This window comes from Pseudochrobactrum kiredjianiae, assembly GCF_030362795.1.
In the GTDB taxonomy this organism is placed as follows: domain Bacteria; phylum Pseudomonadota; class Alphaproteobacteria; order Rhizobiales; family Rhizobiaceae; genus Pseudochrobactrum; species Pseudochrobactrum kiredjianiae.
Genome location: NZ_JAUCBM010000010.1, coordinates 50,496 through 71,399, shown reverse-complemented (window position 1 = coordinate 71,399; position 20,904 = coordinate 50,496). Strand labels below are relative to the sequence as shown.

The 20,904-nt window shown below is 45.7% G+C and carries 16 protein-coding genes and 8 pseudogenes; 10 read left to right on the top strand and 14 right to left on the bottom strand.

All coding sequences use genetic code 11. The features are described from left to right. The first annotated feature begins 1,303 nt into the window (after nucleotides 1–1,303). Together QUF18_RS15955 and QUF18_RS15950 are read left to right on the top strand one after the other, a co-directional pair. The gene (locus QUF18_RS15955) at nucleotides 1,304–1,666 is read left to right on the top strand and encodes a helix-turn-helix domain-containing protein (RefSeq protein WP_289388259.1); all 363 of its coding nucleotides are present in this window, start codon (nucleotides 1,304–1,306) and stop codon (nucleotides 1,664–1,666) included. Continuing rightward, nucleotides 1,659–2,903, top strand: coding sequence for a type II toxin-antitoxin system HipA family toxin (locus QUF18_RS15950; RefSeq protein ID WP_289388258.1), 1,245 nt, complete (start codon nucleotides 1,659–1,661; stop codon nucleotides 2,901–2,903). Before QUF18_RS15955 ends, QUF18_RS15950 begins: the two co-directional genes overlap by 8 nt. Before the next feature lie 47 nt (nucleotides 2,904–2,950). On the opposite strand, the gene QUF18_RS15945 is transcribed toward QUF18_RS15950, so the two are convergent. Further along, nucleotides 2,951–3,262, bottom strand: coding sequence for a tyrosine-type recombinase/integrase (locus tag QUF18_RS15945; protein WP_289388257.1), 312 nt, complete (start codon nucleotides 3,260–3,262; stop codon nucleotides 2,951–2,953). Between the two features lie 536 nt (nucleotides 3,263–3,798). Here QUF18_RS15945 and QUF18_RS15940 point away from each other — a divergent pair. Together QUF18_RS15940 and QUF18_RS15935 are read left to right on the top strand one after the other, a co-directional pair. Next, a pseudogene (locus QUF18_RS15940) lies at nucleotides 3,799–4,888 on the top strand (IS3 family transposase). A gap of 117 nt (nucleotides 4,889–5,005) precedes the next feature. Next, entirely contained in the window at nucleotides 5,006–5,692 is a 687-nt protein-coding gene (locus tag QUF18_RS15935) for an IS6 family transposase (RefSeq protein WP_289388256.1), read from the top strand. A 24-nt stretch (nucleotides 5,693–5,716) separates the two neighbouring features. Here the strand turns inward: QUF18_RS15935 and QUF18_RS15930 are convergent, their stop codons facing one another. Then, nucleotides 5,717–6,643: a hypothetical protein gene (locus QUF18_RS15930; protein WP_289388255.1), complete on the bottom strand. Its 927-nt coding sequence runs from the start codon at nucleotides 6,641–6,643 to the stop codon at nucleotides 5,717–5,719. 435 nt (nucleotides 6,644–7,078) lie between these two features. Here QUF18_RS15930 and QUF18_RS15925 point away from each other — a divergent pair, with 435 nt between their 5' ends. Then, a complete protein-coding gene (locus QUF18_RS15925; RefSeq protein WP_289388252.1) occupies nucleotides 7,079–8,848 on the top strand; it encodes an N-acetylglutaminylglutamine amidotransferase in 1,770 nt (589 codons plus the stop codon). A 16-nt stretch (nucleotides 8,849–8,864) separates the two neighbouring features. After that, a complete protein-coding gene (locus QUF18_RS15920; protein ID WP_289388251.1) occupies nucleotides 8,865–10,034 on the top strand; it encodes a carboxylate-amine ligase in 1,170 nt (389 codons plus the stop codon). A 99-nt stretch (nucleotides 10,035–10,133) separates the two neighbouring features. Here QUF18_RS15920 and QUF18_RS15915 read toward each other — a convergent pair. Beyond that, nucleotides 10,134–10,418, bottom strand: a pseudogene (locus QUF18_RS15915) (transposase); the annotation flags it as partial. Nucleotides 10,419–10,544: 126 nt separating this feature from the next. Here QUF18_RS15915 and QUF18_RS15910 point away from each other — a divergent pair. Together QUF18_RS15910 and QUF18_RS15905 are read left to right on the top strand one after the other, a co-directional pair. Continuing rightward, nucleotides 10,545–11,452 (top strand): annotated as a pseudogene (locus QUF18_RS15910) (IS110 family transposase); the annotation flags it as partial. After that, a pseudogene (locus QUF18_RS15905) lies at nucleotides 11,452–11,841 on the top strand (DDE-type integrase/transposase/recombinase); the annotation flags it as partial. The pseudogenes QUF18_RS15910 and QUF18_RS15905, both read left to right, overlap by 1 nt. 100 nt (nucleotides 11,842–11,941) lie before the next feature. Here QUF18_RS15905 and QUF18_RS15900 read toward each other — a convergent pair. The 3 genes from QUF18_RS15900 to QUF18_RS20410 all read right to left on the bottom strand — a co-directional run bounded on the left by QUF18_RS15900 (nucleotide 11,942) and on the right by QUF18_RS20410 (nucleotide 12,822). After that, complete coding sequence (locus QUF18_RS15900) at nucleotides 11,942–12,157, bottom strand: CsbD family protein (RefSeq protein WP_289388250.1); 216 nt, start codon at nucleotides 12,155–12,157, stop codon at nucleotides 11,942–11,944. A gap of 103 nt (nucleotides 12,158–12,260) precedes the next feature. Beyond that, nucleotides 12,261–12,449: a hypothetical protein gene (locus tag QUF18_RS15895; protein ID WP_289388249.1), complete on the bottom strand. Its 189-nt coding sequence runs from the start codon at nucleotides 12,447–12,449 to the stop codon at nucleotides 12,261–12,263. Nucleotides 12,450–12,630: 181 nt separating this feature from the next. Then, a complete protein-coding gene (locus tag QUF18_RS20410) occupies nucleotides 12,631–12,822 on the bottom strand; it encodes a trehalose-6-phosphate synthase (RefSeq protein WP_353074539.1) in 192 nt (63 codons plus the stop codon). Between the two features lie 60 nt (nucleotides 12,823–12,882). Between QUF18_RS20410 and QUF18_RS15890 the strand changes: the two are divergent. Then, nucleotides 12,883–13,480 (top strand): annotated as a pseudogene (locus QUF18_RS15890) (IS6 family transposase). 889 nt (nucleotides 13,481–14,369) lie between these two features. On the opposite strand, the gene QUF18_RS15885 reads toward QUF18_RS15890, so the two are convergent. The 6 genes and pseudogenes from QUF18_RS15885 to QUF18_RS15860 form a co-directional block, all read right to left on the bottom strand. Further along, nucleotides 14,370–14,600 (bottom strand): hypothetical protein, encoded by a 231-nt coding sequence (locus QUF18_RS15885; protein ID WP_289388248.1) that lies wholly within the window; start codon nucleotides 14,598–14,600, stop codon nucleotides 14,370–14,372. A 96-nt stretch (nucleotides 14,601–14,696) separates the two neighbouring features. Further along, on the bottom strand, nucleotides 14,697–15,014 hold the full coding sequence (locus tag QUF18_RS15880; RefSeq protein ID WP_289388247.1) for a plasmid stabilization protein: 318 nt from the start codon (nucleotides 15,012–15,014) through the stop codon (nucleotides 14,697–14,699). Nucleotides 15,015–15,075: 61 nt separating this feature from the next. Next, nucleotides 15,076–15,315 (bottom strand): hypothetical protein, encoded by a 240-nt coding sequence (locus QUF18_RS15875; RefSeq protein WP_289388246.1) that lies wholly within the window; start codon nucleotides 15,313–15,315, stop codon nucleotides 15,076–15,078. A 16-nt stretch (nucleotides 15,316–15,331) separates the two neighbouring features. Beyond that, nucleotides 15,332–15,523 (bottom strand): hypothetical protein, encoded by a 192-nt coding sequence (locus QUF18_RS15870; RefSeq protein ID WP_289388244.1) that lies wholly within the window; start codon nucleotides 15,521–15,523, stop codon nucleotides 15,332–15,334. 40 nt (nucleotides 15,524–15,563) lie between these two features. Beyond that, on the bottom strand, nucleotides 15,564–15,929 hold the full coding sequence (locus QUF18_RS15865; protein ID WP_289388243.1) for a PRC-barrel domain-containing protein: 366 nt from the start codon (nucleotides 15,927–15,929) through the stop codon (nucleotides 15,564–15,566). A gap of 165 nt (nucleotides 15,930–16,094) precedes the next feature. Beyond that, nucleotides 16,095–16,773 (bottom strand): annotated as a pseudogene (locus tag QUF18_RS15860) (IS6 family transposase). 271 nt (nucleotides 16,774–17,044) lie between these two features. Here QUF18_RS15860 and QUF18_RS15855 point away from each other — a divergent pair. Next, nucleotides 17,045–17,169 (top strand): annotated as a pseudogene (locus QUF18_RS15855) (IS481 family transposase); the annotation flags it as partial. A 68-nt stretch (nucleotides 17,170–17,237) separates the two neighbouring features. On the opposite strand, the pseudogene QUF18_RS15850 reads toward QUF18_RS15855, so the two are convergent. After that, nucleotides 17,238–18,173, bottom strand: a pseudogene (locus QUF18_RS15850) (2-hydroxyacid dehydrogenase). A gap of 779 nt (nucleotides 18,174–18,952) precedes the next feature. Further along, nucleotides 18,953–20,881, bottom strand: coding sequence for an AI-2E family transporter (locus QUF18_RS15845; protein WP_289388240.1), 1,929 nt, complete (start codon nucleotides 20,879–20,881; stop codon nucleotides 18,953–18,955). Nucleotides 20,882–20,904 lie beyond the last annotated feature (23 nt).

Genomic DNA, 20,904 nt, shown 5'->3' with positions numbered 1-20,904 from the left:
GTATTACCGCCTCAACTTTTACACGAATACGCGCCTTCAGATATCGCTTGCGCTTCAATTAAATTTTGGGGGAATAAAACTAAAAAAGTTCAAAGATCGACAATTTTAATAATTATAATCCATCATGAAAAGTTTCTGGATCTGTAATTTGGTTCGTCTGATCCAATTCTTTTCTCTTTTTTGGGAAATTAACTTCATTCCTCACACATATAATCTTTACTTAAAATTATCTTAAACCCATTCCAGTATGTCTTAAAATAAACGACTGCGCGCTTTAACAGTATCATATGCGCGCTAAACAAATTTTCGGGAAATAAAAAAATAATAAAAAAAAATATAGGTCACAGATTAACAATTCTAAATTTCAAAATCCATTTAATATTCTGCCTCGAAAATTATCTTCGCTTTGCAGGAATAATATTCATCTTCCCGTGACAATATCTGCCTAGCTCCAAATTTTAATACACTGCATTCCAGCCATACTATTACTTTAGCTTTGTTGTATTCTTATTCCTACGTCTGCTTAATTGTCGCAACATATGTTCGCATAAAAACGTCTGAAATTAGGGTTGTGCCTGTGATGAGATACCTTATGCAGTGCGGCGCTCTATAGCGAAATGCCAATCAAGGTTCGTTCGTTTGGAGAGTAAAAGCACAAAGGCTAGGTGTTTGATCCCATGGTTGACTAAACAAAAGACTGTCAATAAACGACAGCCGCTTCCTGAATATCAGGAAGCTTCACTGGCGCACTTTCTCACCGGCGTTCTCACGATATTTGTGGCAAGAATCCGAAAAATTGCAGTTTATGGCAACGAGATGGCTGCTAAGTTATTGATTTTAAATTGAAGTGGGTGAGGGGGCCGAACCCGCGACATTCAGCTTGGGAAGCTGGGACGGAAGCCATAGTTTCAGCAGGCTACAGAAAGTTCGCCACAGACTTGCCACATCAAATTTCCGGTAACTTGAAGATAAGAAAATCGGCTCTTTCAAAAATGTAAACATGCCACAAAAGACGTGCGTCACCTTTTTTATATTATCGCATGCTCCGCCCCTTGGATCAAATTTCTCAATTCTGTGCGAGAAACCCTCGCTTACCACCGGCATAAGCCGTTCATCGGCTCCTCTGGTCCCCTGAACCACTGGACCTCTGGTTTGTGTACACATGCGCGGCCACAAAACCCTTTAATGCGTGCGCTTGTGAACGCTACATCCTTGGCTTATCAAACATACTTGTTGCGTTAATGGCCACTATCACGTACACTATAGGTGATAGTGTACGTGATAGTAACCGTAAGGACGCAGAATGCAGCCCGTTTCACCTCTGCCGATCCCGGTAAAGCGGGCTCTGCGTAAACTCGGACAGGACATAAAGGACGCCCGCAAGCGCCGACGCATAACTATGGCGTTGCTGGCAGAGCGCGCCCGTATCAGCCGGTCTACGCTGACGAAGGTTGAAAAAGGCGATGAGTCGGTTGCGCTTGGCATTTATGCGACGGTGCTCTTCGCCCTCGGCCTAGTCGAAGGGATTGGTAAACTGGCCGACCCGTCAAACGACGCTATCGGACGCTCTATCGAAGAACGCAACCTTCCCGAACGCGTCCGTTTGTCAAGCACCCGCACGACGAAGGCCGGAGCCTCAAAACGAGGCGGAGGCAGCGATGACTGACCGGCTTGTCTATGTCCACGCTGATCTTGAAGGTACCTCACGCCTGGTGGGCCGCCTCTATTCGCACAACAACAAGGGCAAAGAGACCGCCTCCTTCGAATATGAGGCGGCATGGCTGGCGAACCCCCAGCGCTATTCTCTCGAACCAGCGCTCTATCTCGGTGCTGGTCAATTCTACACGCCGCGAAGCCTGTTCGGGTCGCTTGGTGATTCAGCGCCTGACCGCTGGGGGCGCACACTGATGAAGCGTGCTGAGGTCCGCCGCGCGCAGGATCAGAAGGCCAAAGCCCGTACGCTCTACGAGGTCGACTACCTCCTGCTGGTCAATGATGAGACCCGGCAGGGTGCCCTGCGGTTTGCGGATGAACCGGAGGGCAATTTCCTCGCGCATGACGGAGCACCGGTGCCGCCACTGATCAATCTTCCGAAGCTGCTCACGGCAACCGACGCGCTTCTGGAGGACGCCGAAACCGCCGCCGAACTGAAGCTTCTTCTCGCGCCGGGGTCGTCGCTCGGTGGGGCGCGTCCTAAGGCGTCCGTGCGGGAAAAAGACGGACAGCTGGCGATCGCGAAATTCCCCAAGAAGGAAGACGAATACGCCGCCGTAGAGTGGGAGTTCGTCGCGCTGCAGCTGGCAAGCCAAGCGGGGATCACGGTTCCGGACTTTCGCCTTGAGACCATAGCTAAGCGTTCAGTTATTATCCTGCGCCGCTTTGACCGCGCCGGTACGACCCGCATCCCTTTTCTGTCTGCTATGAGCATGATTGGTGCCAGCGACAACGAGCCTCACAGCTATCTCGAACTCATGGATGCGCTTCGCCAATTCGGTGCATCGCCGGATGCTGACGGTGCCGAACTGTGGCGGCGGATCGTGTTTAGCATCCTGATCTCAAACACTGACGATCACTTACGCAATCATGGTTTTCTGTATGAAGGCCAGCAAGGCTGGCGGCTCTCCCCTGTTTACGACGTGAACCCGGTTCCTATAGACGTAAAGGAGCGCGTTCTCACCACCGCCATTGACGAAGAGGACGGCACCGCCTCACTCGATCTCGCCCTCTCGGTTGCCGATAATTTTGGCCTGAAGAAAAAGGATGCTCTAGCGATCGCGGCAGAAGTAGGCGCGAGCGTGGCGACCTGGCGCGAGGTGGCAGCCCGCGCTGGTATCAGCAAAGCCGAAATCGAGCGCATGGCGTCCGCTTTCGAACATGATGATTTACAGCAGGCTGTTGGATGATGCACCGAAAGCGCTTTTGCCGATATGAGCTTGTGTCGCGGTTCATTCTATTCCTCAGGCAGCATTTCTAACGCTAAGTCTTCAACGGTCTGCGCCTGCTCTGCCTCTTTGTCCTTAAGCAGGTGTCCATAGACGTTTAGCGTCAGCTGGATTTCGGCATGCCCCATGGCGGTCTGAATGAATTTCTGGTCCTTGCCCTTCTCGATCAGCTTGCTCCGCATCTTGCGGCGCGTTACGATCCCCGCTTCTTTCTGTAAGGGCTCCCACGCCCGGCGTGTGAAGTTGTTGAGCGGGGGTTGGGTTGCCGGTGGCGGTCGGAAACACGAGACCGGCAGCCGATATCGCCTACTCGAAGGCATCGAGCGGATACCGGGACACGACAAAAAGGACGCGCTTAAAAAGGAGAATCTCGCAAAGTAGGTAAGCGAGGTGCGCAAACTTGCGGCCGAACTAGACCGGCTGGCGGCTAGTGACATCTGCCTTTACAATGCACGGGGTGTTCGCTGGCGCGTTGAAGGCGATAGTCAGGAACGCGAGCTGGCTGACAAGTACGGAAAAAATTGGCCGAGGCAATCCACTTTAGCCATCCGTTCGTGTCGTCAACATTGTTGATGGGGATGGTGAACACCTACCAAAACGAAGCCGCCCGAGAAGACAATGAAGCGGGTATCCGTCGACGCTTCCGTCACTGACCTAATATGCTAGTTGACGTGCCAGACATCGTCCTCAATCGGGCGGACCTGAGAGCCGCAAGGCCTATTCCGATCTTACATTTCATAAGCGATATGTCTGCTTCTAGCTAGATCTTCCCAATAGTGGACATTCGGTAATCCCCCCTTTAATTAAAGGTGTTTGAAAGTGGAGTTTTCTCGGTTTAATAAACGAGGAGATTTTGATGAAAATGACTAGATTTACAGACCCACAGATCCTTGCGATTTTGCGCCAAGCCGAAACTGGCGTTCCAGTGCCTGAACTTTGTCGCGAACATGGAATGAGCAATTCATCATTTTATAATTGGCGTGCCAAATATGGTGGCATGGATGCATCCATGGTTAGTCAGATGAAATCTATAGAAGACGAGAACCGTCGGTTGAAGAGAATGTTCGCTGACCTGAGTATGCAAAATGACTTACTGAAAGAAGCACTTGGAAAAAAGTGACGGAGCCATCTCAGCGTCGTGAGATGGCCGTCATCGCTGCGGCACAAACAGGTGTCAGCGTTGCCTGCGCGTGCCGTGCTTTTAGGGTTAGCGAAACCTGTTATCGCTATAGTCCTATCCTTCGTTCTGAGAATGAAGAAATTGCAGACCTTCTGACTGGCCTAACGACAGCGAAGAAAACTTGGGGCTTTGGATTGTGTTTTCTTTATCTTCGTAATGTCAAAGGCTACGGTGGGAACCACAAGCGAGTTTATCGCATTTATTGTGAGTTGCAGCTGAACCTAGGCATTAAACCCACAAAACGGCTCAAAAGGGATAAGCCTGATGCCTTGGCAGTTCCAGAAAAGCCTAATCTGGTCTGGTCGATGGATTTTATGGCGGATCAACTGGCAGATGGCCGGTCATTTCGATTGCTGAATGTACTGGACGATTTTAACCGTGAAGGGCTTGGCATTGAAGTCGATTTCTCGCTACCAGCAGAACGGGTCATGCGAAGCCTAAACCAGATTATCGAATGGCGTGGGAAGCCTAAGACTATACGGGTTGATAATGGCCCAGAATATATATCAGCGGCAAGCTTCTGAATTGGGCTAAAAAGCATTCAATTACAATCCTGTACATCCAGCCAGGACAACCGCAGCAAAACGCATATATCGAACGCTATAATCGGACAGTCCGGAATGAATGGTTGGATCAATATATCATCGAGACAATAGAGGAGGCGCAGAACTTTGCCACTGACTGGCTATGGACTTATAATAATGAACGGCCCAATATGGGCATAGGCGGCATAACACCCGCACAGAAACTGAAAATGGCCGCATAAACTCTACATATGCACCCCGTTAAAAATGGGGGTATTACCATTGGTTGTGTTGCAAAGTTTTCATCTCTGCTCAGATGTGTCACAGTCAGTGGATATAATTGAGTGAGGCGGATGCAGATGAAGGTCGATTTCAAAGGAGCGCAGTTTCCCAAAAGTGTCATTCTGCATGCCGTTTTCTTTTACGTGCGCTACCCAGTTTCCTACCGTGACCTTCAGGAAATTCTGGCTGAACGTGGTATCAGTGTCGACCATACGACTTTGAACCGTTGGGTTGTTCGCTACTCGCCGCAGATCGCCGCCCAGGCTCAGATGCGCAAGCGTCCCACAGCCAGTTCCTGGCGTGTTGATGAGACATATATCAAGGTTAAGGGCAAATGGACCTATCTTTATCGGGCTGTTGATCGCAACGGCCAAACGCTTGATTTCCTGCTGTCTAAGCGACGGGATCTGGCTGCAGCGCGTCGGTTTTTCAAGAAGGCCATCGTAACCAATGGCCTTCCGGAGAAGGTTGTCATTGACAAGAGCGGAGCTAATCTGACCGGGCTGCAGGCTGTGAATATGATCCTGAAAATCACTGGAACGGGCGCCATGATAGAAGTCCGCCAGATCAAATATCTCAATAACATCCTTGAGCAAGACCACAGGTTTATCAAACGGATCACCCGGCCGATGATGGGCTTCAAGGCATTCCATTCCGCCTCAGCCACCATTGCAGGGGTCGAAGTGGCTCACATGATCCGCAAAAACCAATTCGCTAACGACAATCAATCGCCATTCCAGGTCTTTGCGGAACTCGCAGCATAACTGCGACCAGAGATAAGCACACATCTATCCTACTGAAAACTTTGCAACACAACCACTAGCCTTCAACTCGTCAAATTGCTTTTGGGCTTCTTCGACTTTTTTCTGTGCCTCTAAGCGCAGCTCTCCCACACGTGCTACAGATTGATCTACGCGTGTTTGGGCTTCAGTCTGGGTTAAGTTCGTCTGAGCCGCAACTTCTGAAACTAACCAGGTTCGATCGTCATCAGAGATCTCACCTGTTCGCAAAAGGCTCCCCAGAATTCCAGTTACCTGTCGTGTTGCTCTATCCACATTCCCAATCTGGGAGTCTGCTGTTTCTGGGGTTGCTGCGCTTTTACGCAACAAGCTATCGGTTATATAATCAAACGGATTATTTTTAAGGCTCTGAGGAAGCATTTCATCAAGAGTAGGCGCTACTGCTTGTCCGGCTCCTTGAGTCGCGCCTGCTAGTGCATTTCCTGCCCCGGATATCAGACCTCCACCCAGTTGACCAATGCCTTGAGCTGTACCGCCGACGGCCGATCCTGTGGCTTCAAGTGTTGACTGTGTCACGCTGCTGACTGCTTTTACCCCTCCAGTGATAGCACTGGCAGCGAAAAAACCGGAGATTAGTATGCCGATACCCCATACAGCTAAACCATTGAGCCCATCACGAATAGTCGTTTCATCACGGGTTGCATTTCCAACTGGACGTCTCATTCTACCGGTTATGTAACCACCGAGCATATAAGATGCGACCATAGAAATAACGGCAAAAAGCGCGGTTATTATCAACCACGTCTTGCTGATATCGCCACCGTCCTCTGCCGTTATTGAACCAAGACCTAATCCGGCTGCAAATGTAGTAAAGACCACTACAATACCAGCCGAAATCACTGAACCAGCTAGTATTGCGGCCCAATCGACATAACTGCGATCTGATTCAACTTTAATATTATTTTGGTCTACCATTATCGTAATCCCAACATTGAAAGGATAAACAAAACAATCACAACAAGACCAACAAGATAAATGATGGAATTCATAGAGCTACCCTCCTATACGGATTTGCACGTGGTATCAATAATAGTAATTTTTATCGAACTATTAGGACGTTCAGCTATTATAACGTCGCTGAGTAAAATAAGTTGCACGCATATAATTGGATAAGCCTTCCCATAATAATTTTAATTCAGATCCAGGATTTTTTATAAAAAGTGTTACTTTAAGTAAAATCTCTTATTTATTGCGATGAATAATATTATTTTAAAGTATTTTTTATTGTACTTATCTAAGTATAAATATATATTCAGTATTTTAGTTAACTGCAAGTTTTATGGAACCTACATTATGTTTTTGCGTTGAATATTTATCGGATTTTCGTGAATATTCTAAGGGTCTTAAAACATGTGTGGCATATGTGGTGAAATCAATTTCAAGGGCGAGCCTAGTATTGTAAATGTAGAAAAAATGATGCGCAATTTGCAATCGCGGGGTCCAGATGCAGCAGGCCTACTCAAGCAAGGGAACGTCGCCTTTGGACATCGGCGCCTTAGTATCATTGACACGTCTAATGTATCACAGCAGCCAATGTTTGACCCTGAATTAGGGTTAGCGATTGTTTTCAATGGATGTATCTATAATTACGTCGAGCTAAGAGCCGAGTTGAAATCCAAGGGTTACCGATTTTTCTCAACCGGCGATACGGAAGTCATCCTCAAGGCATATCATGCTTGGGGAGTGGACTGTTTAAACAAGCTCATCGGGATGTTTGCTTTTGCAATTTGGGAACGAGATCGTGGGCGAACGATATTGGTGCGCGACCGCCTTGGTATTAAACCTCTATATTATAATGAGAATACCAAGTATTTTCGGTTTGCTTCAACACTTCCCGCATTATTGGAATGTGGGGATGTGGACACGTCCATAGATAGCGTTGCTCTGCATTACTATATGAGCTTTCATGCGGCGGTGCCTGCGCCTTTCACTATATTAAAAGGCATTCGCAAGTTACCACCAGCCACTTACATAGTGATTGACCGAACGGGCAAACGTGAAGAGCATCGCTATTGGTCTTTGAATATTGGGATACGCTCTGCCGATGAACAGTATTCGAAACAGGATTGGCAAGAGATGGTATTTGATGCCGTTGAGCTAGCCGTCATGCGACGTCAGATTGCGGATGTTCCAACCGGCGTCCTGTTGTCAGGCGGACTGGATAGCTCGCTTATCGTAGCATTACTGGTGCGAAACGGCCAAAGTGATCTCAAAACTTTTTCTGTTGGCTTTGATGATGTTAACGGTATTACCGGTAATGAGTATAAATATTCAGACCTTATCGCCGAGCAATATGGGACAGAGCATACTCGAATTCATGTAAGCCCGGAAGAAACGCTTTCTGCATTACCAGCAGCAGTCGGGACGATGTCGGAACCTATGATGAGCCATGACTCTGTTGGCTTTTATTTGCTCTCCCAGCAAGTTACTAAAAACGCTAAAGTTGTCCAAAGCGGGCAAGGCGCGGATGAGGTTTTCGGAGGATATCATTGGTATCCTAAGCTGGAAAACTCACAAAATCCTCTGGATGATTATGCGAAGCTTTATTTTGACAGAGATCATGCAGAGATGCAAAAGACGCTCTCTCCAGACTATATTGGCGACGACCACAGCAGAATTTTTGTTGAGGAGTACTTTGAAAAATTAAGTGCGTCTTCACCGATCAACAAAGCACTTCAAATTGATACAGACATTATGCTGGTTGATGATCCCGTTAAGCGTGTTGATAATATGACAATGGCCTTCGGTGTAGAGGCAAGAGTTCCGTTTCTTGACCATGAGCTCGTAGAGCTCGCTGCACGCATTCCTTCTCAGTTAAAAGTCGGGCATGGCGGAAAATACATTTTGAAAGAAGCTGCGCGAAAGATTTTACCGGCAGAAGTTATAGATCGTCCAAAAGGATATTTTCCCGTACCAGCCTTGAAATATATCCAAGGGGGTTATCTAACTTTCATCAAAATGATTTTAAATCAACCAGCTGCTCGTTCGCGCGGTCTATTTAATGCGGCTTACATTGATGGATTATTGGCAGCGCCAGACGCAGCTCTAACCCCTAAAGGCCATTCCAAGCTTTGGCAGATCGGTTCTCTTGAACTCTGGTTGCAGTCACATGGAATTTAATAAGGGAGGATTAACAATGTCACTGACAGACCTGCACCGATTGAGCGGTTTTGAAATTGCAAATCGTGATCAAGCTTCATTCTCCTTTGGAATTGAAGAGGAGTTTTTCCTCTCTAATCTAAATTCGGGTGAAATAAGTGTTCATACACCTGATGAATTATTTGAAGCTGCCCATGTTGCTACAGATGGGAGAGTGGATAGAGAGTTTTTACAAAGTCAGGTTGAAGTCGCTACTCCGCCTCTCTATTGTTTCAAAGAAGCGCGTACGGAAATGTTATATATCAGGCGCGTATTAGCTGCATATGCCAAGGAGCATAATCTCGCTATTCTCGCGTGCGGTACCCATCCAGAGGGTAATTGGCAAAACGCAGTTCAAAGCGATAAAGAACGCTATAACCGTGTGATGGATAGCCTACAGATGATTGGAGAGCGCAATCTTCTATGTGGTATGCATGTCCATGTGGAGCTTCCTGACCCAACACGTCGCGTCGACATTATGCGGCGCGTTCTCCCTTACTTACCTTTATTGTTAGCGTTATCAACGTCTTCGCCTTTTTGGCATTCACGTCCTACCGGTCTCAAAGGATATCGGCTTGCTGCCTATGACGAGCTTCCACGCACCGGTATTCCTGAGCTTTTTGGTGATACGGCTGAATATGAGATTTATGTGGAGAGTTTAGTAAATGCTGCCGTAATGCCCGATGCCTCACACCTATGGTGGATGATACGCCCCTCTGTAAAGTACCCCACATTGGAGTTGCGCGCTCCGGATTCCTGTACGCGGGTAGAGGATGCATTGTCTGTTGCAGCACTTTATCGCGCCCTCATTCGCCACCTTTTTTATAACGTAAATTGCAATGCGGACATTGATAGCGTGGATAGAGCGTTAATTGTAGAAAACAAATGGCGAGTGCAACGCTATGGCACAAAAACTGTTTTCGTTACAAAAAAAGGCGAAGAGAAAATAGAAAATTTTCTAGAGAAAACTCTCGCCATGGTAGCAGAGGATGCACAAATCCTAAATTGTGAAGCAGAAATTGCGCAGTGCCGTGACATTTTACTAAATGGCAGCTCAGCAGACATGCAGATGAAGATTTATCTGGATGCTTTATCAAAGGGATCGGAGAAGGAAGCGATTGAGAATGTAATTAATTGGATAATCGACACAACCACTCAGAAATCATAATAAAATTTCCGAGATTTTTGGGAAAATTAATAGAAGATTTTGCATCTCATACAGTTGCATTGGTAATCCCCCGTTTTTAATGGGGCTCTGCAGTAGAATTTACGCAGCCATTTTTAGTTTCTGTGCGGGTGTTATGCCGCCGATGCCCATATTGGGCCGTTCGTTTTTATACGTCCAGAGCCATTGTGTAGCGAATTCCTGAGCCTCTTCGATGCTTTCAATGATGTGTTGGTCTAGCCATTCGTGACGAACAGTTCGGTTATAGCGTTCGACATAAGCGTTTTGTTGCGGCTTTCCTGGTTGGATGTGACTGATGGTAACGCCTTGTTTTTCAGCCCATTCCATGAACTTGCCACTGACATACTCAGGTCCATAACACATTCGGAATGCTGTCAGTCGAGCGGCTATGACCGCCTGCGCAGCCTTAAATTGCATGCGACAGGTGGTCATAACCGGGTCTAAGGTCCCTATAGTGGTTTTGTCAAAAATCACACCACAAGGGAGACCAGCATGACCAATAACATTATCTCACAGACTGCACCGATTTTGGTGGCAATCGATATTTCGATGACACGTCACGAGGTTTTAATCGACCTGACCGATAAGAAGCGTCGTCGACGTCTGACCATTTTAAACCAGCTTGATGATTTTAACAGATTGATTGCAATACTGTCAGAATATGGTCGCCCAGTCCGTGTGGCCTTTGAGGCTACAGGCAATTATCATCGGGCACTGGCTTACCATCTTGCCACAGCTGGATTTGACGTGAAGCTGATATCTTCCGTGGCACTCGCCAGGACGCGTGAAGCACTGCATAACAGTTGGGATAAAAATGATCCTAAGGATGCGCAGGTTATTCTGCATATGATGCAAATCGGGAACGAACAGTTTTATCACGATCCATTATTGTGCGGGACTAATGACCTTCAGGAATTATCCAAAACTCATGAGATTATATCGCGATCAAAAACCGAACTCTGGCATAGAGTGCTAACGCATTACCTTCCGCTGTATTTCCCCGAAGCTGGACGCTTCCATCGCAGTTCTCGCAGTGACTGGTTCTTTGCCTTTCTCGAACGATATCCTTCGCCCTACATCATAACCGCAATGACTAGTTCGTAGAAAATGCTTGGACCGTCGTTGGTCGTCGTGTTGCAAAAGAACGTTTATTGTCAGATATTTATGAGACAGCCAAAACCTCTGTGGGGCTACCAGTCACGGCACAATCTGAAGCGATCCGAATGTTTCGGCTTGTTCTGGCGGAAGGGCGCAGCCTGATTGCTCAGCGTAATGCAATAGAAGATCGGGCTATCGCGTTACTTAAAGATGATTCGGATTACCAACTTCTGACGACCATTCCCGGCATTGGCCCTATCAACGCCTTGACGATCTTAGCTGAAGCTGGAGATTTGCGTCGTTCTATTTCAGCCAGCATCGTGATCTGAGTGCTGCTAAACGCTTTATCCGCAAGGCACTGGCCCGCCATGGCAGGCCAGTGCGCATTACCGTTGATGGAAGCGAGACCAACAGGATTGCTATTCTACGATGTGATGCAGAAAGCGGGCTTAGCCAGACTTGCAAACCTATTGCCATCTGCTCCAACAAATACATGAACAACATGATTGAGCAGGATCATCGTCGCATCAAAAGACGCACACGCTCCATGCTTGGGTTCAAGTCAGAAGCCGCAGCCGGCATCACGCTCGCCGGTATCGAACTCATTCACATGATGCGCAAACAGCAAGGCGTCTTAGCAGATCAAAAAGCACTCTCAATCAAACAACAGTCCGAAGCACTCGCTGCATAACTGTGTCCAGAGAAAAGCCGAACTCCGTTCAAATCGAATTTTTGCAACACAACCAGTTTTATTAACATGAAAAAATTTATTTCATTCAATCATTTGATAGCTAGTTGTTAGAAGCTTTTAGATATTTTTTGACCCACTGATTGATTTGCTCTCTAACTTGCTCTGGGGTCAGGCTATAACGTTCTTGTATTTTTTTTTCTAAAGCGTGCTCTTCACCGGCAATTTCGTCAATCTCTTCAGTTGTTAAGTTGCCCCATTGTTCGCGAATATTAACTTTATAACGTTGCCAATCCGTTTTTATTTCATTCCAATCCATTGCTTTCTCCCAATACGTTTTACAAATGGCATAGAATATTATGCTAATATATCTAAACGTATAAGCGATATCGCATAAATGATCTGAGCCATTTTTTGTCAATTTAGTTTCGCAAACTTTCTTCATTTGAAGAATTTGACTCCATAGTGTTCTCACTTTCAGAAATATGGCTTCCATAAATTTCTGCGCCGAACCAAACCAAAGCAACAATAATTAGGCTTGAGATTAAAACGATCAGAACAGGCCTGCCTTTTCCACCTTGACGGGCTTTTTGCGGTGGAATTTCTTTCATGGGACACTCCTTCCGTTAGAACCTTTGATTGATTAACTAACGGAAGTAGGGTTCTGTTCCTCAAAAAAATGGAAACTGCTATTTTGAAGCAGTCTGCGCTATATTATATAATAACCTAAGGTGTCCGCATATCTTGAACATGAAAATAACGAAGGGCTCAGCCTAAGTACATCGCAATTCGTCAAGATAATTCGCACACCAATGATTTATCATTTTCCTCCAAGGGCTTGATCAATCTATGATGAATAGCTTTCGAAACAAACTCATTCTCGTAAGGGTTGACCAGAAGAGCGCTATTCAATTCACGTGAAGCATGTGCAAACTGCGAAAGCATTAATACACCAGTGTCGTTGTTATCGGCTTTGTCGCAAATATTACACTTCTGTTGATCGATGAAACCTTTGGATTTGATAACTAATTGTGGAGTTAGCGGATGACGGTTGATTTCAAGTGCGTCGATTACCTTAAAGGTGTCATTCTGTATGCTGTTTTCTTTTATCTTCGCTATTCAGTTTCATCTCGAGATCTCAGTAAATAATGGCTGAGCGCGGAGTAGAGATCGATCATGCGACATTGAACCGGCAGTTGTTCGATACTCACCGCAGATTGTGCTTCAGGCGCAGATACGCAAACGCTAACCAATTGTTAATGGCGTGTTGATGAGACCTATATAAAAATCAAAGGAATATGAAACTATCATTATTTGACGGTGGATCGCGACGGATAAACGCTTGAGTTTATACTCTAGGAGCGCTGAAATCTCGATGCTGGTCGGTATTTCTTTAAAAAGGTATCACAAGCCATCGGCGTTCTTCACAAGGACGTCATTAATAAAAGCGGTACCAACAATAACCTTGAGCAGGGCCATCGTTTCATTAAGCGGATCACCAAGCCTATGATGGGTATCAAAGCATTACACAGTGCAGTTGCAACAATCGCATGCGTCGAAGACGACGCATGCGATCCGCAAGAACCAATTTGCAAACGATAATCGCTCACCCTTCGAAGTCTTTACGGAGCGCGCAGTATAAGTACGTCCAGTAATGGCCGCTTTGAAACTGTTAAAATTTGCATAAGAGCGCTTATACTCCTGTCGCTATTACGAATTTGTGCGGCACGCAGTCTTGCAATGTCAAAGCAATGTGAAATGAACATTGTATCGGCAAAGCAAACCACGTGTCCTGTTATGAGTACTAATGCGCCATCAAGATGCCAGTGCAAATGAGGTAGAATATCATGTAATTGTTGCGGGAATTATATTTTTACGGTGCTGAAGCGATATTCAGCAGCGTTCCGCCCAAGTCAAAAAATGCATGCTTTGAAAGTGAGCCTTTATCATTTTTCCAATGACTTAACTCAAGGATTAAATCTTGATTGTATTCAATGTTTATCCTTGTCAGAGTGGTATTCATTGTCTGTGATTACCATCAATGAAAAACAAATAGCGATCAATTTTATGAATAGATCAGTTATGGCTCCTCAAAACGACGATGGAGCGGCTTGGCAGTGTACCAACAAGCCGTAATCCAAACATCCCGATCATCTTTTTTGGTCAGTATTATCGGTAGTGAGTGAAATGGGAATGTCCTGATCTCTAAGAGAGGATGCCTCTGTCGTAAGAAAAGCAAACAAAGTATGGCTTTTCTCGCTCGCTTGTGGGTCACAATTACCAACACATTCTTTCATATGTCGGCAAAGAAAAGCAGATTTTAGGTCGTGTGTAGTGATAGACATCGAGCATTGTTGCCGGATAAGAAGAAGCGCATTCTGTGCTTACCAGAATTTTAGACGAGAAAAGAGCGGCAAAGAGTTAATTAACAGACTCAGCAATCCGGACGATCTATATGCTTTGACGTGTTTTTGTTGATTGAGTGCCACCTACATCTGGCTTCTTATGTGCCAAAAAGCTATGTGCTCTGATCATTTTTTCAAATAATATTCAGCCTGTATAATGTTGCCGGCCATATATTTGGGATCTGTATTCCCTTGTTCAAACATACTGATTATTGCGCGTGCAAGCTGTTCTTTATTCGTGTCTGTTGTCGGACAACGACCTAGTATTCTGCAAACTTCATCATATGTTGATTGCAGAATGGTGACTTGCCCGGGCGTAAATGTTCCGCTGTACTGCTTGCCTGAAAATGCCATCATTTTACCTCGCTGACTTGAAATTTATTCTGTCAGTCTAGCCCTGCAAACCGGATAAATCATATCAAGTTTTATAACTTGGCAATACTATTCTTTGATTTAATTATTTGATTTTTCTTTATTTTTCCTGCGTGTTTCAGCAGCTTTTTTAGCGGAGACAGAGCGTTGCTCAGGTGTTCTGGAGGCGCTTGCCTGACCGCCCTTTTCGCCACCTTTATGCGCAGCGGGATTTGCGGTCTTTTTACCGTATCCTGACCCGCCAGGTTTGTTTCCACCGCCATCGTCCTTATTCACAGTTGCCCAGGCGCGAGCTTCTGCCTCTTTTTCAGGGATGCCGTGTTTTTCATAGCTATCAGCAATATGCTCAGCTTTGCGTTTTTGTTTGTCCGTATACTTTGATTTATCTCCTTGGGACATAGCACCCTCCGTTGATGTGTAATTAAAGTAGGGAGTTTCTATTCATGCGTTTCCATGATCTTTAACCTTCCGCTTTGAATTTTAGTGCTTCTTTTAGAAGAATTTCTCTGTCACGGCCGTATTTCTTGATAAGTTCCAAAGCTTGTAATGGAGAAATGTCTGAATTTTCAGCCAGGAATTTAACGTCTTCATCTTTAGTAAGTGGCTCAGTATTATTGTCATCTGTCATGAGATTGCCTGCCTGTAAAATGAGTGCTGATAATGAAACAGAGACTGCCCGCATATTTTTGCAGGCAGTCAATTTATGTTTCCTCAAACTATGGTGTTGTATTTGTTTGAGGAGCAGCCGGTGGCGTTGATGCGGGCATTTCAGGGTTGGCTTCTTTTACTGCCGCCGCTGGATCAGCTACACCTTCTGAGAAAAGTGATGAGCGGTCAAAAGAAGGGGCAGCGCTCAACTCGTCTTTAGTTGCTTTGATAACGAGCCATTTCTTCCCATCACTACGCATTGCGAGTTGCAGTTGATCAGGGCTAACCGCTACATCTTTTTCACCAACCCCCAGAAAACCCCCCGACACCAATAACCGCAGCATCAATCTGGCCATCTGGGCTTGTAATGAGATCATTTAATTTGCCAACGGATTTTGCGTCGTTTGCATCGCTCTCGTAAACACTTTGCCCAATAAAGGACGATACCAGCAACTGCCCCGGTTTTGCTTCTAAAAAGCCGACCTTATTGGTTTCCGTTGCAGTGTCTGATGACGGGCTTCCGAACATATTTTCAGTTTTAATGGAAGCCTGTGGTTGTTGTTCCGTGGGCGCACTTGGTGCGGTAGTGGTATCGCTTGTCTCAGCATAGGCCGCACTACCAATAAATAAGGCACACGACGTTGCCAGAAGTGTCGCTTTTAACATAACTATCTCCTTTGCACGTATGTTGCATATTGCTAACTTTCTTGCGCTGGAATGGTTCCTTAAAAAATATGCCTGTTAAAACGCAGTTGAGAGGGTTACTGTCAATTTTATGGCTTATATGGCAAAGTTTTGTTTAGGTTAGAAGTAGGCTAATTCTGGATGCCATTATAATGCGAGTTCCGCGAAGATTTGAAATAGGAACCAGTTATCATTGGCCAATTGGTTTTTATAAATCTTAGGGGGACACTTCGCTGTCAGCGATTGTAACCGAGGCTGAATGAAACGCGCTGAAAGCCATCATAGACGTGGTGATCCGCTTGATAAAATGATGATCTTGTACAAGGAGGTTGTTCAGGTATTTAAAGTGTAGGACTTCAATCAGATTGCCCGTATCGGTGAAGTTGAGTATACTGTTTATAGTCTGTGCACCAGCCAAATTGGCTCCGCTTTTATCAATAACATTCTTCTGCGGAACATCATTGCTTGAGACGCCTTATTCTAAATAAACGTCGTGAAGCGGCGAGGTTCCGGCATTCAGACAGCATCAAATCCAGTGTCTGGGCGTCACGATCGACGGCACGATATAGATAAGTCCATTTTCCTTTGACTCTTATATAAGTTTCATCAACGCGCCAAGCGTTGGTCGTTTGAGTCTTTATGCCTGAGTAGCAATCTGCGGCTAGAATTTAACCACCAACCGGATCAATATCTCATGGTCAATCCCAAAGCCAGGTTCAGCCTTTATTTCCTTTAGATCACGATACGAAACTGAATAACGAACGTAGAAGAAAGCTGCATAAAGAGTGACACTTTTGAGGAAATGCGTTCCTTTGAAATCGACCATGCTAAATGCCACGTGTCCGTCTGCAATCGACACAATTCATTGCACAGATCATCAGGCATGAAAAGTTTGCGACAGAACCGACTTGGACTCTATACAGTCTGTGGTGATCTCAAATTCAGTCGGCGATCTATATTTGAGTGAGGTATGTCGCCGTATTGACAGATAAAAGCCATGAATTTATCGGCCAACAGCATTTTCAGTAATCGCTTGCTCTGACAACTTATACGCCAGACTATCTCTGATTTGATGGATTTAAATATGCTTTCCACGGTTGTGTTGCAAAGGGGATGTCGATATCGAAGTAAAAATGGCTGAATAAAAGCAATTTATAATTTTATTAGACCGTATCACGCCCACAACGGCAAAACCCCTTATGAAGCTCTCAGAAAATTGTAACTGAGATGTCCCGCAAGTAACAGCACCTTACAATTATTAACTGCCTCCTTAGTTTCCAATATAATGTCTTAAACGACTGGTGAGATCAGATCTTTACCTGCAATATGTGCCGCCAGATTATCCAAGACTAATTCTCCCATAGCTGTGCGTGACTGATGCGTCGCACTGCCAATATGGGGCGTTAAAACAACATTCTGTAAATCAAATAATTCAGTAGGAACTGTTGGTTCATTTTCAAAAACATCCAGTCCGGCCCCGCCAAGCTGGCCTGATTGTAATGCCCGAACTAATGCGGTTTCATCAATCAAAGAGCCACGTGCAATGTTAATCAATACACCCTGCGGACTAAGCGCTGTTAGCACATCTTCATTCACTATATGGCGGTTTTCACCACTTGCCGAAGCAGCAATAACCAGCACATCACAATTCTTAGCAAGCTCCATCAGGCTCGGATAATAAGTATATGGTACGTCCTGTTTAGTGCGCCCCATATAGCTGATCTGTCCATCGAAACCTTCCAGCCGCTTGGCAATAGCAGTACCAATACGGCCAAGACCGAAAATGCCATAACGCCTGCCCGTCACGCGCGTACCAAGGTCGAGTGAAGATTTTTGCCATTCCCCCATACGTACATGACTATCTGCCCGCGTAATATGACGAGCCTGTGCAATGATCAAACCAATGGCCGTGTCAGCCACATCTGCAGTCAATACGTCTGGCGTGTTAGTCACGCGGTAGCCCAGCATTCGCGCTTGTGACAGATCTATTTTGTCGAATCCCACACCGTTAATGGCTACAATTTCAAGATTGGGTAAGCGCACAGCCAACTCACTTGCAATGCCAACTTGACCACCAGTAACAACTCCTTTGATGGCGTGTGCATTTTCTCTTAAAAATGCTTACTGATCTGACATTTCAAACCATCGATGAACTTTATACAGCACGCGTAATCGAGCTTCCAAAGCGGGCGTTAGAGGGCAAAGCTGAAGTATTTCAAAAGACATTTGATTCCTCGATTGCGTTTGAAGCCATCCGATTGACATCCGATTTTATAAATCAACGTAGCTCAGGTGTTTTGGATTGGCAAACAGCTCTACCAAAGGTGCTAACACCAAAATCTTCTCTTATTGGACTTACACTGATATAATCGAGGGATTTTCTGTTAACATTTAATCCAACAGGAAAACCCTATTAGTAGAAGCAAACGCCCCGTTATTATGGATGGCTTCAAGAAAGCTATCGCCCAGCTCATATGATTTTATTAGTGTCCAGGACTTAACATGCACTGGTCCCGATCAGATATAGGGCCCTGATATAAGATATATCTGTACCATCGAGGGCTAGCTCTATCTGGCACTTGTACTGATTTTTTTCGCAGTGTATTATTTGGTGGGCGAAAAGTGACAGACTCCATAAAGAGCCGGCATTGATGACTTTAAATCTTGCGATGTACTTCACTTAATTTTGATGTCTGCCAGTAAAGAACATTTTTAATAAGCTTGATTGGTGCATTTACCTATAATCTTCAATGCGTTACGTCTGAAGCTGTTGCAGAGCAACTTTCAGAACGCGAAATTTCATTCATCTTCATGACTGGATATAGTGATCAGTCATCCATAGCTGAAGGCTTCCGGCATATCGAAGTTATCCGCAAACTTATTTATATTTCATCGCTCAGTATAAAGTTGAATTCAGTGATTTATGCACTGATCTGATCGAAAGTCATCCGCTCTTAATAATCGCTGATTTTAATTTTGATAGTTTTAAACATGATGCATAGAGCCTACCTGTTCGGTTTACCGGGAAGCTTCCTTAAGATTATTGGTCGTGGATTTTCAAATACTTCTGGCTTGGCATCGGAAAGACATTCAATTGTAGCTTCCAGGAGATTGAGTGCCAGAAAATCAGCTTGGCTTTCCTGTTGCAATTTCTTGCGATCAAATGTCGTCTCGTTGGTGGTTGTCTCCCATAGTACCAGTCCGATACGGGCCGCCGGATTGAGACGTCTCAAACGCCGTAAAGAAAACTTGGCGCGACGTGCGGAGTCTAAGCCCAAGACGCAAAGAACAATCGCTGTGGCACCCTCCACGTCTGCCTTGCCCAATTTACTGGGTTGAGATTGCTCCTGATCAATGACCTTGGTTTCTGCCGTCTGAGCCGACAAAACCTGCGCCAACATTGCAGCCGTCACATCATCCCAAGGACCACGACCGCCGAGACAAATTATGGTTTTGTTTTCACCTGAAGGAATTTGCAACGTTTCGCCATCCTCGGTGTGTGAAAATGCATCAACAGATATAGTTTCTTCATTATCCTCTTCTTCATCCGCTATTTGCTTGAGATTTGCGACCAGTATTCTGGAACTCTGTGAAATCTGTTGTAGCTGTGTGTCACTGAGAACGCCGCGTATGCGATCCTGTTCTGCAATAAGAAGCGCTGGAATGGCTACGTTGCCATAATATTCCACTAAAAATTGCTCTGATAATAATTCAAGCGCGTTGTCGGTGGCCTCATTAGGATCACCAGCCAGAAGTCGTTGATAAAGCCTCTCTTCGGGATTGAGTACCGGTTCTGAGCCAAACAGAATTTCAAGAAACCGAAACTGCGGAACATAGCGCCCCAGAACGACCAGACATACGGTTAGTGGTGTTGAGAGTATCAACCCAATAGGACCCCACAACCACGTCCAGAAAATAGCAGAAACGATAATTGCTAAAGGCGACAGGCCGGTTCGCGATCCATAGAGCCACGGCTCAATTACATTGTTGCTGATGAGTTCGATCAGAACAAAAAGCGCGATGGTCCATAAAAGAAGATCCCATCCAGGTGCTATGGCAAATGCCAGAAAGAGTGGCATTATCGCTGCGATCACCGGCCCAATATATGGCGCAAATCGCAAGACAATTGCCAGCATTCCCCACAAAAGTGCGTTCGGAACTCCTAAAATCCAAAGCCCTATGCCCAGGGGCACACCATAGCTAATATTCACGACGAGCTGTGTGAGCAGATAGCGCCCCACACGCGTGCCCGCCTCCTGTAAAGCTGACGTCGTGCGATGCAGATCGCCATGGCCCACCAGACGAATAAAGCGATCTCGTAATTCTTCTCTCTCGAGAAGCATGAAGACCACCACCACAATAACAAGTCCCAGAGTAGCTAGCGGCCCGATAAGCGGCCCTACGATTGTTTCAAGCGTTTGAACGGGATTTCGCTGTGAAAATATTTCCACTAGAATGGGCTTACGCTCAGGCTGTCCTGAGACGGCCGTATCGGTTGTTTTTTCCTCGTCCTGACTAATTTCCGTGCCAATACGTTCTGCAAAGCTATTCAGGCGATTAAGAAGACCATTATCGGTGCCAGTTTCTTTTAGCGTACGAATTTTTTCGATGATATTATATTGATAGGTCGCGATGTTCTGACCGACTTCATTGACCTGAAATGCCAGAATTGCACCAAACAGCCCAATAATCAGAAACCCGGCAGTAACGCTGGTAATTATGGCAGGCAAACGCGGCAAACCAATACGTCTGAGAAAAGAGACAATCGGCGCCAGCATGAAGGTTAAAAGTACAGCAATGGCTAAGGGTAAAAACACATCCTGAGCAAAATAGAGGATAGCAACGACTGCAGCGACGGCAGCAAGTGCGGGCAACCGTGATTGTTCGGGCGCTACAGCTAAAGAGTGGTTACCACGTCCAAGTCCGCGCTGCATGATGCCTCTTATTAGTTCGTGTT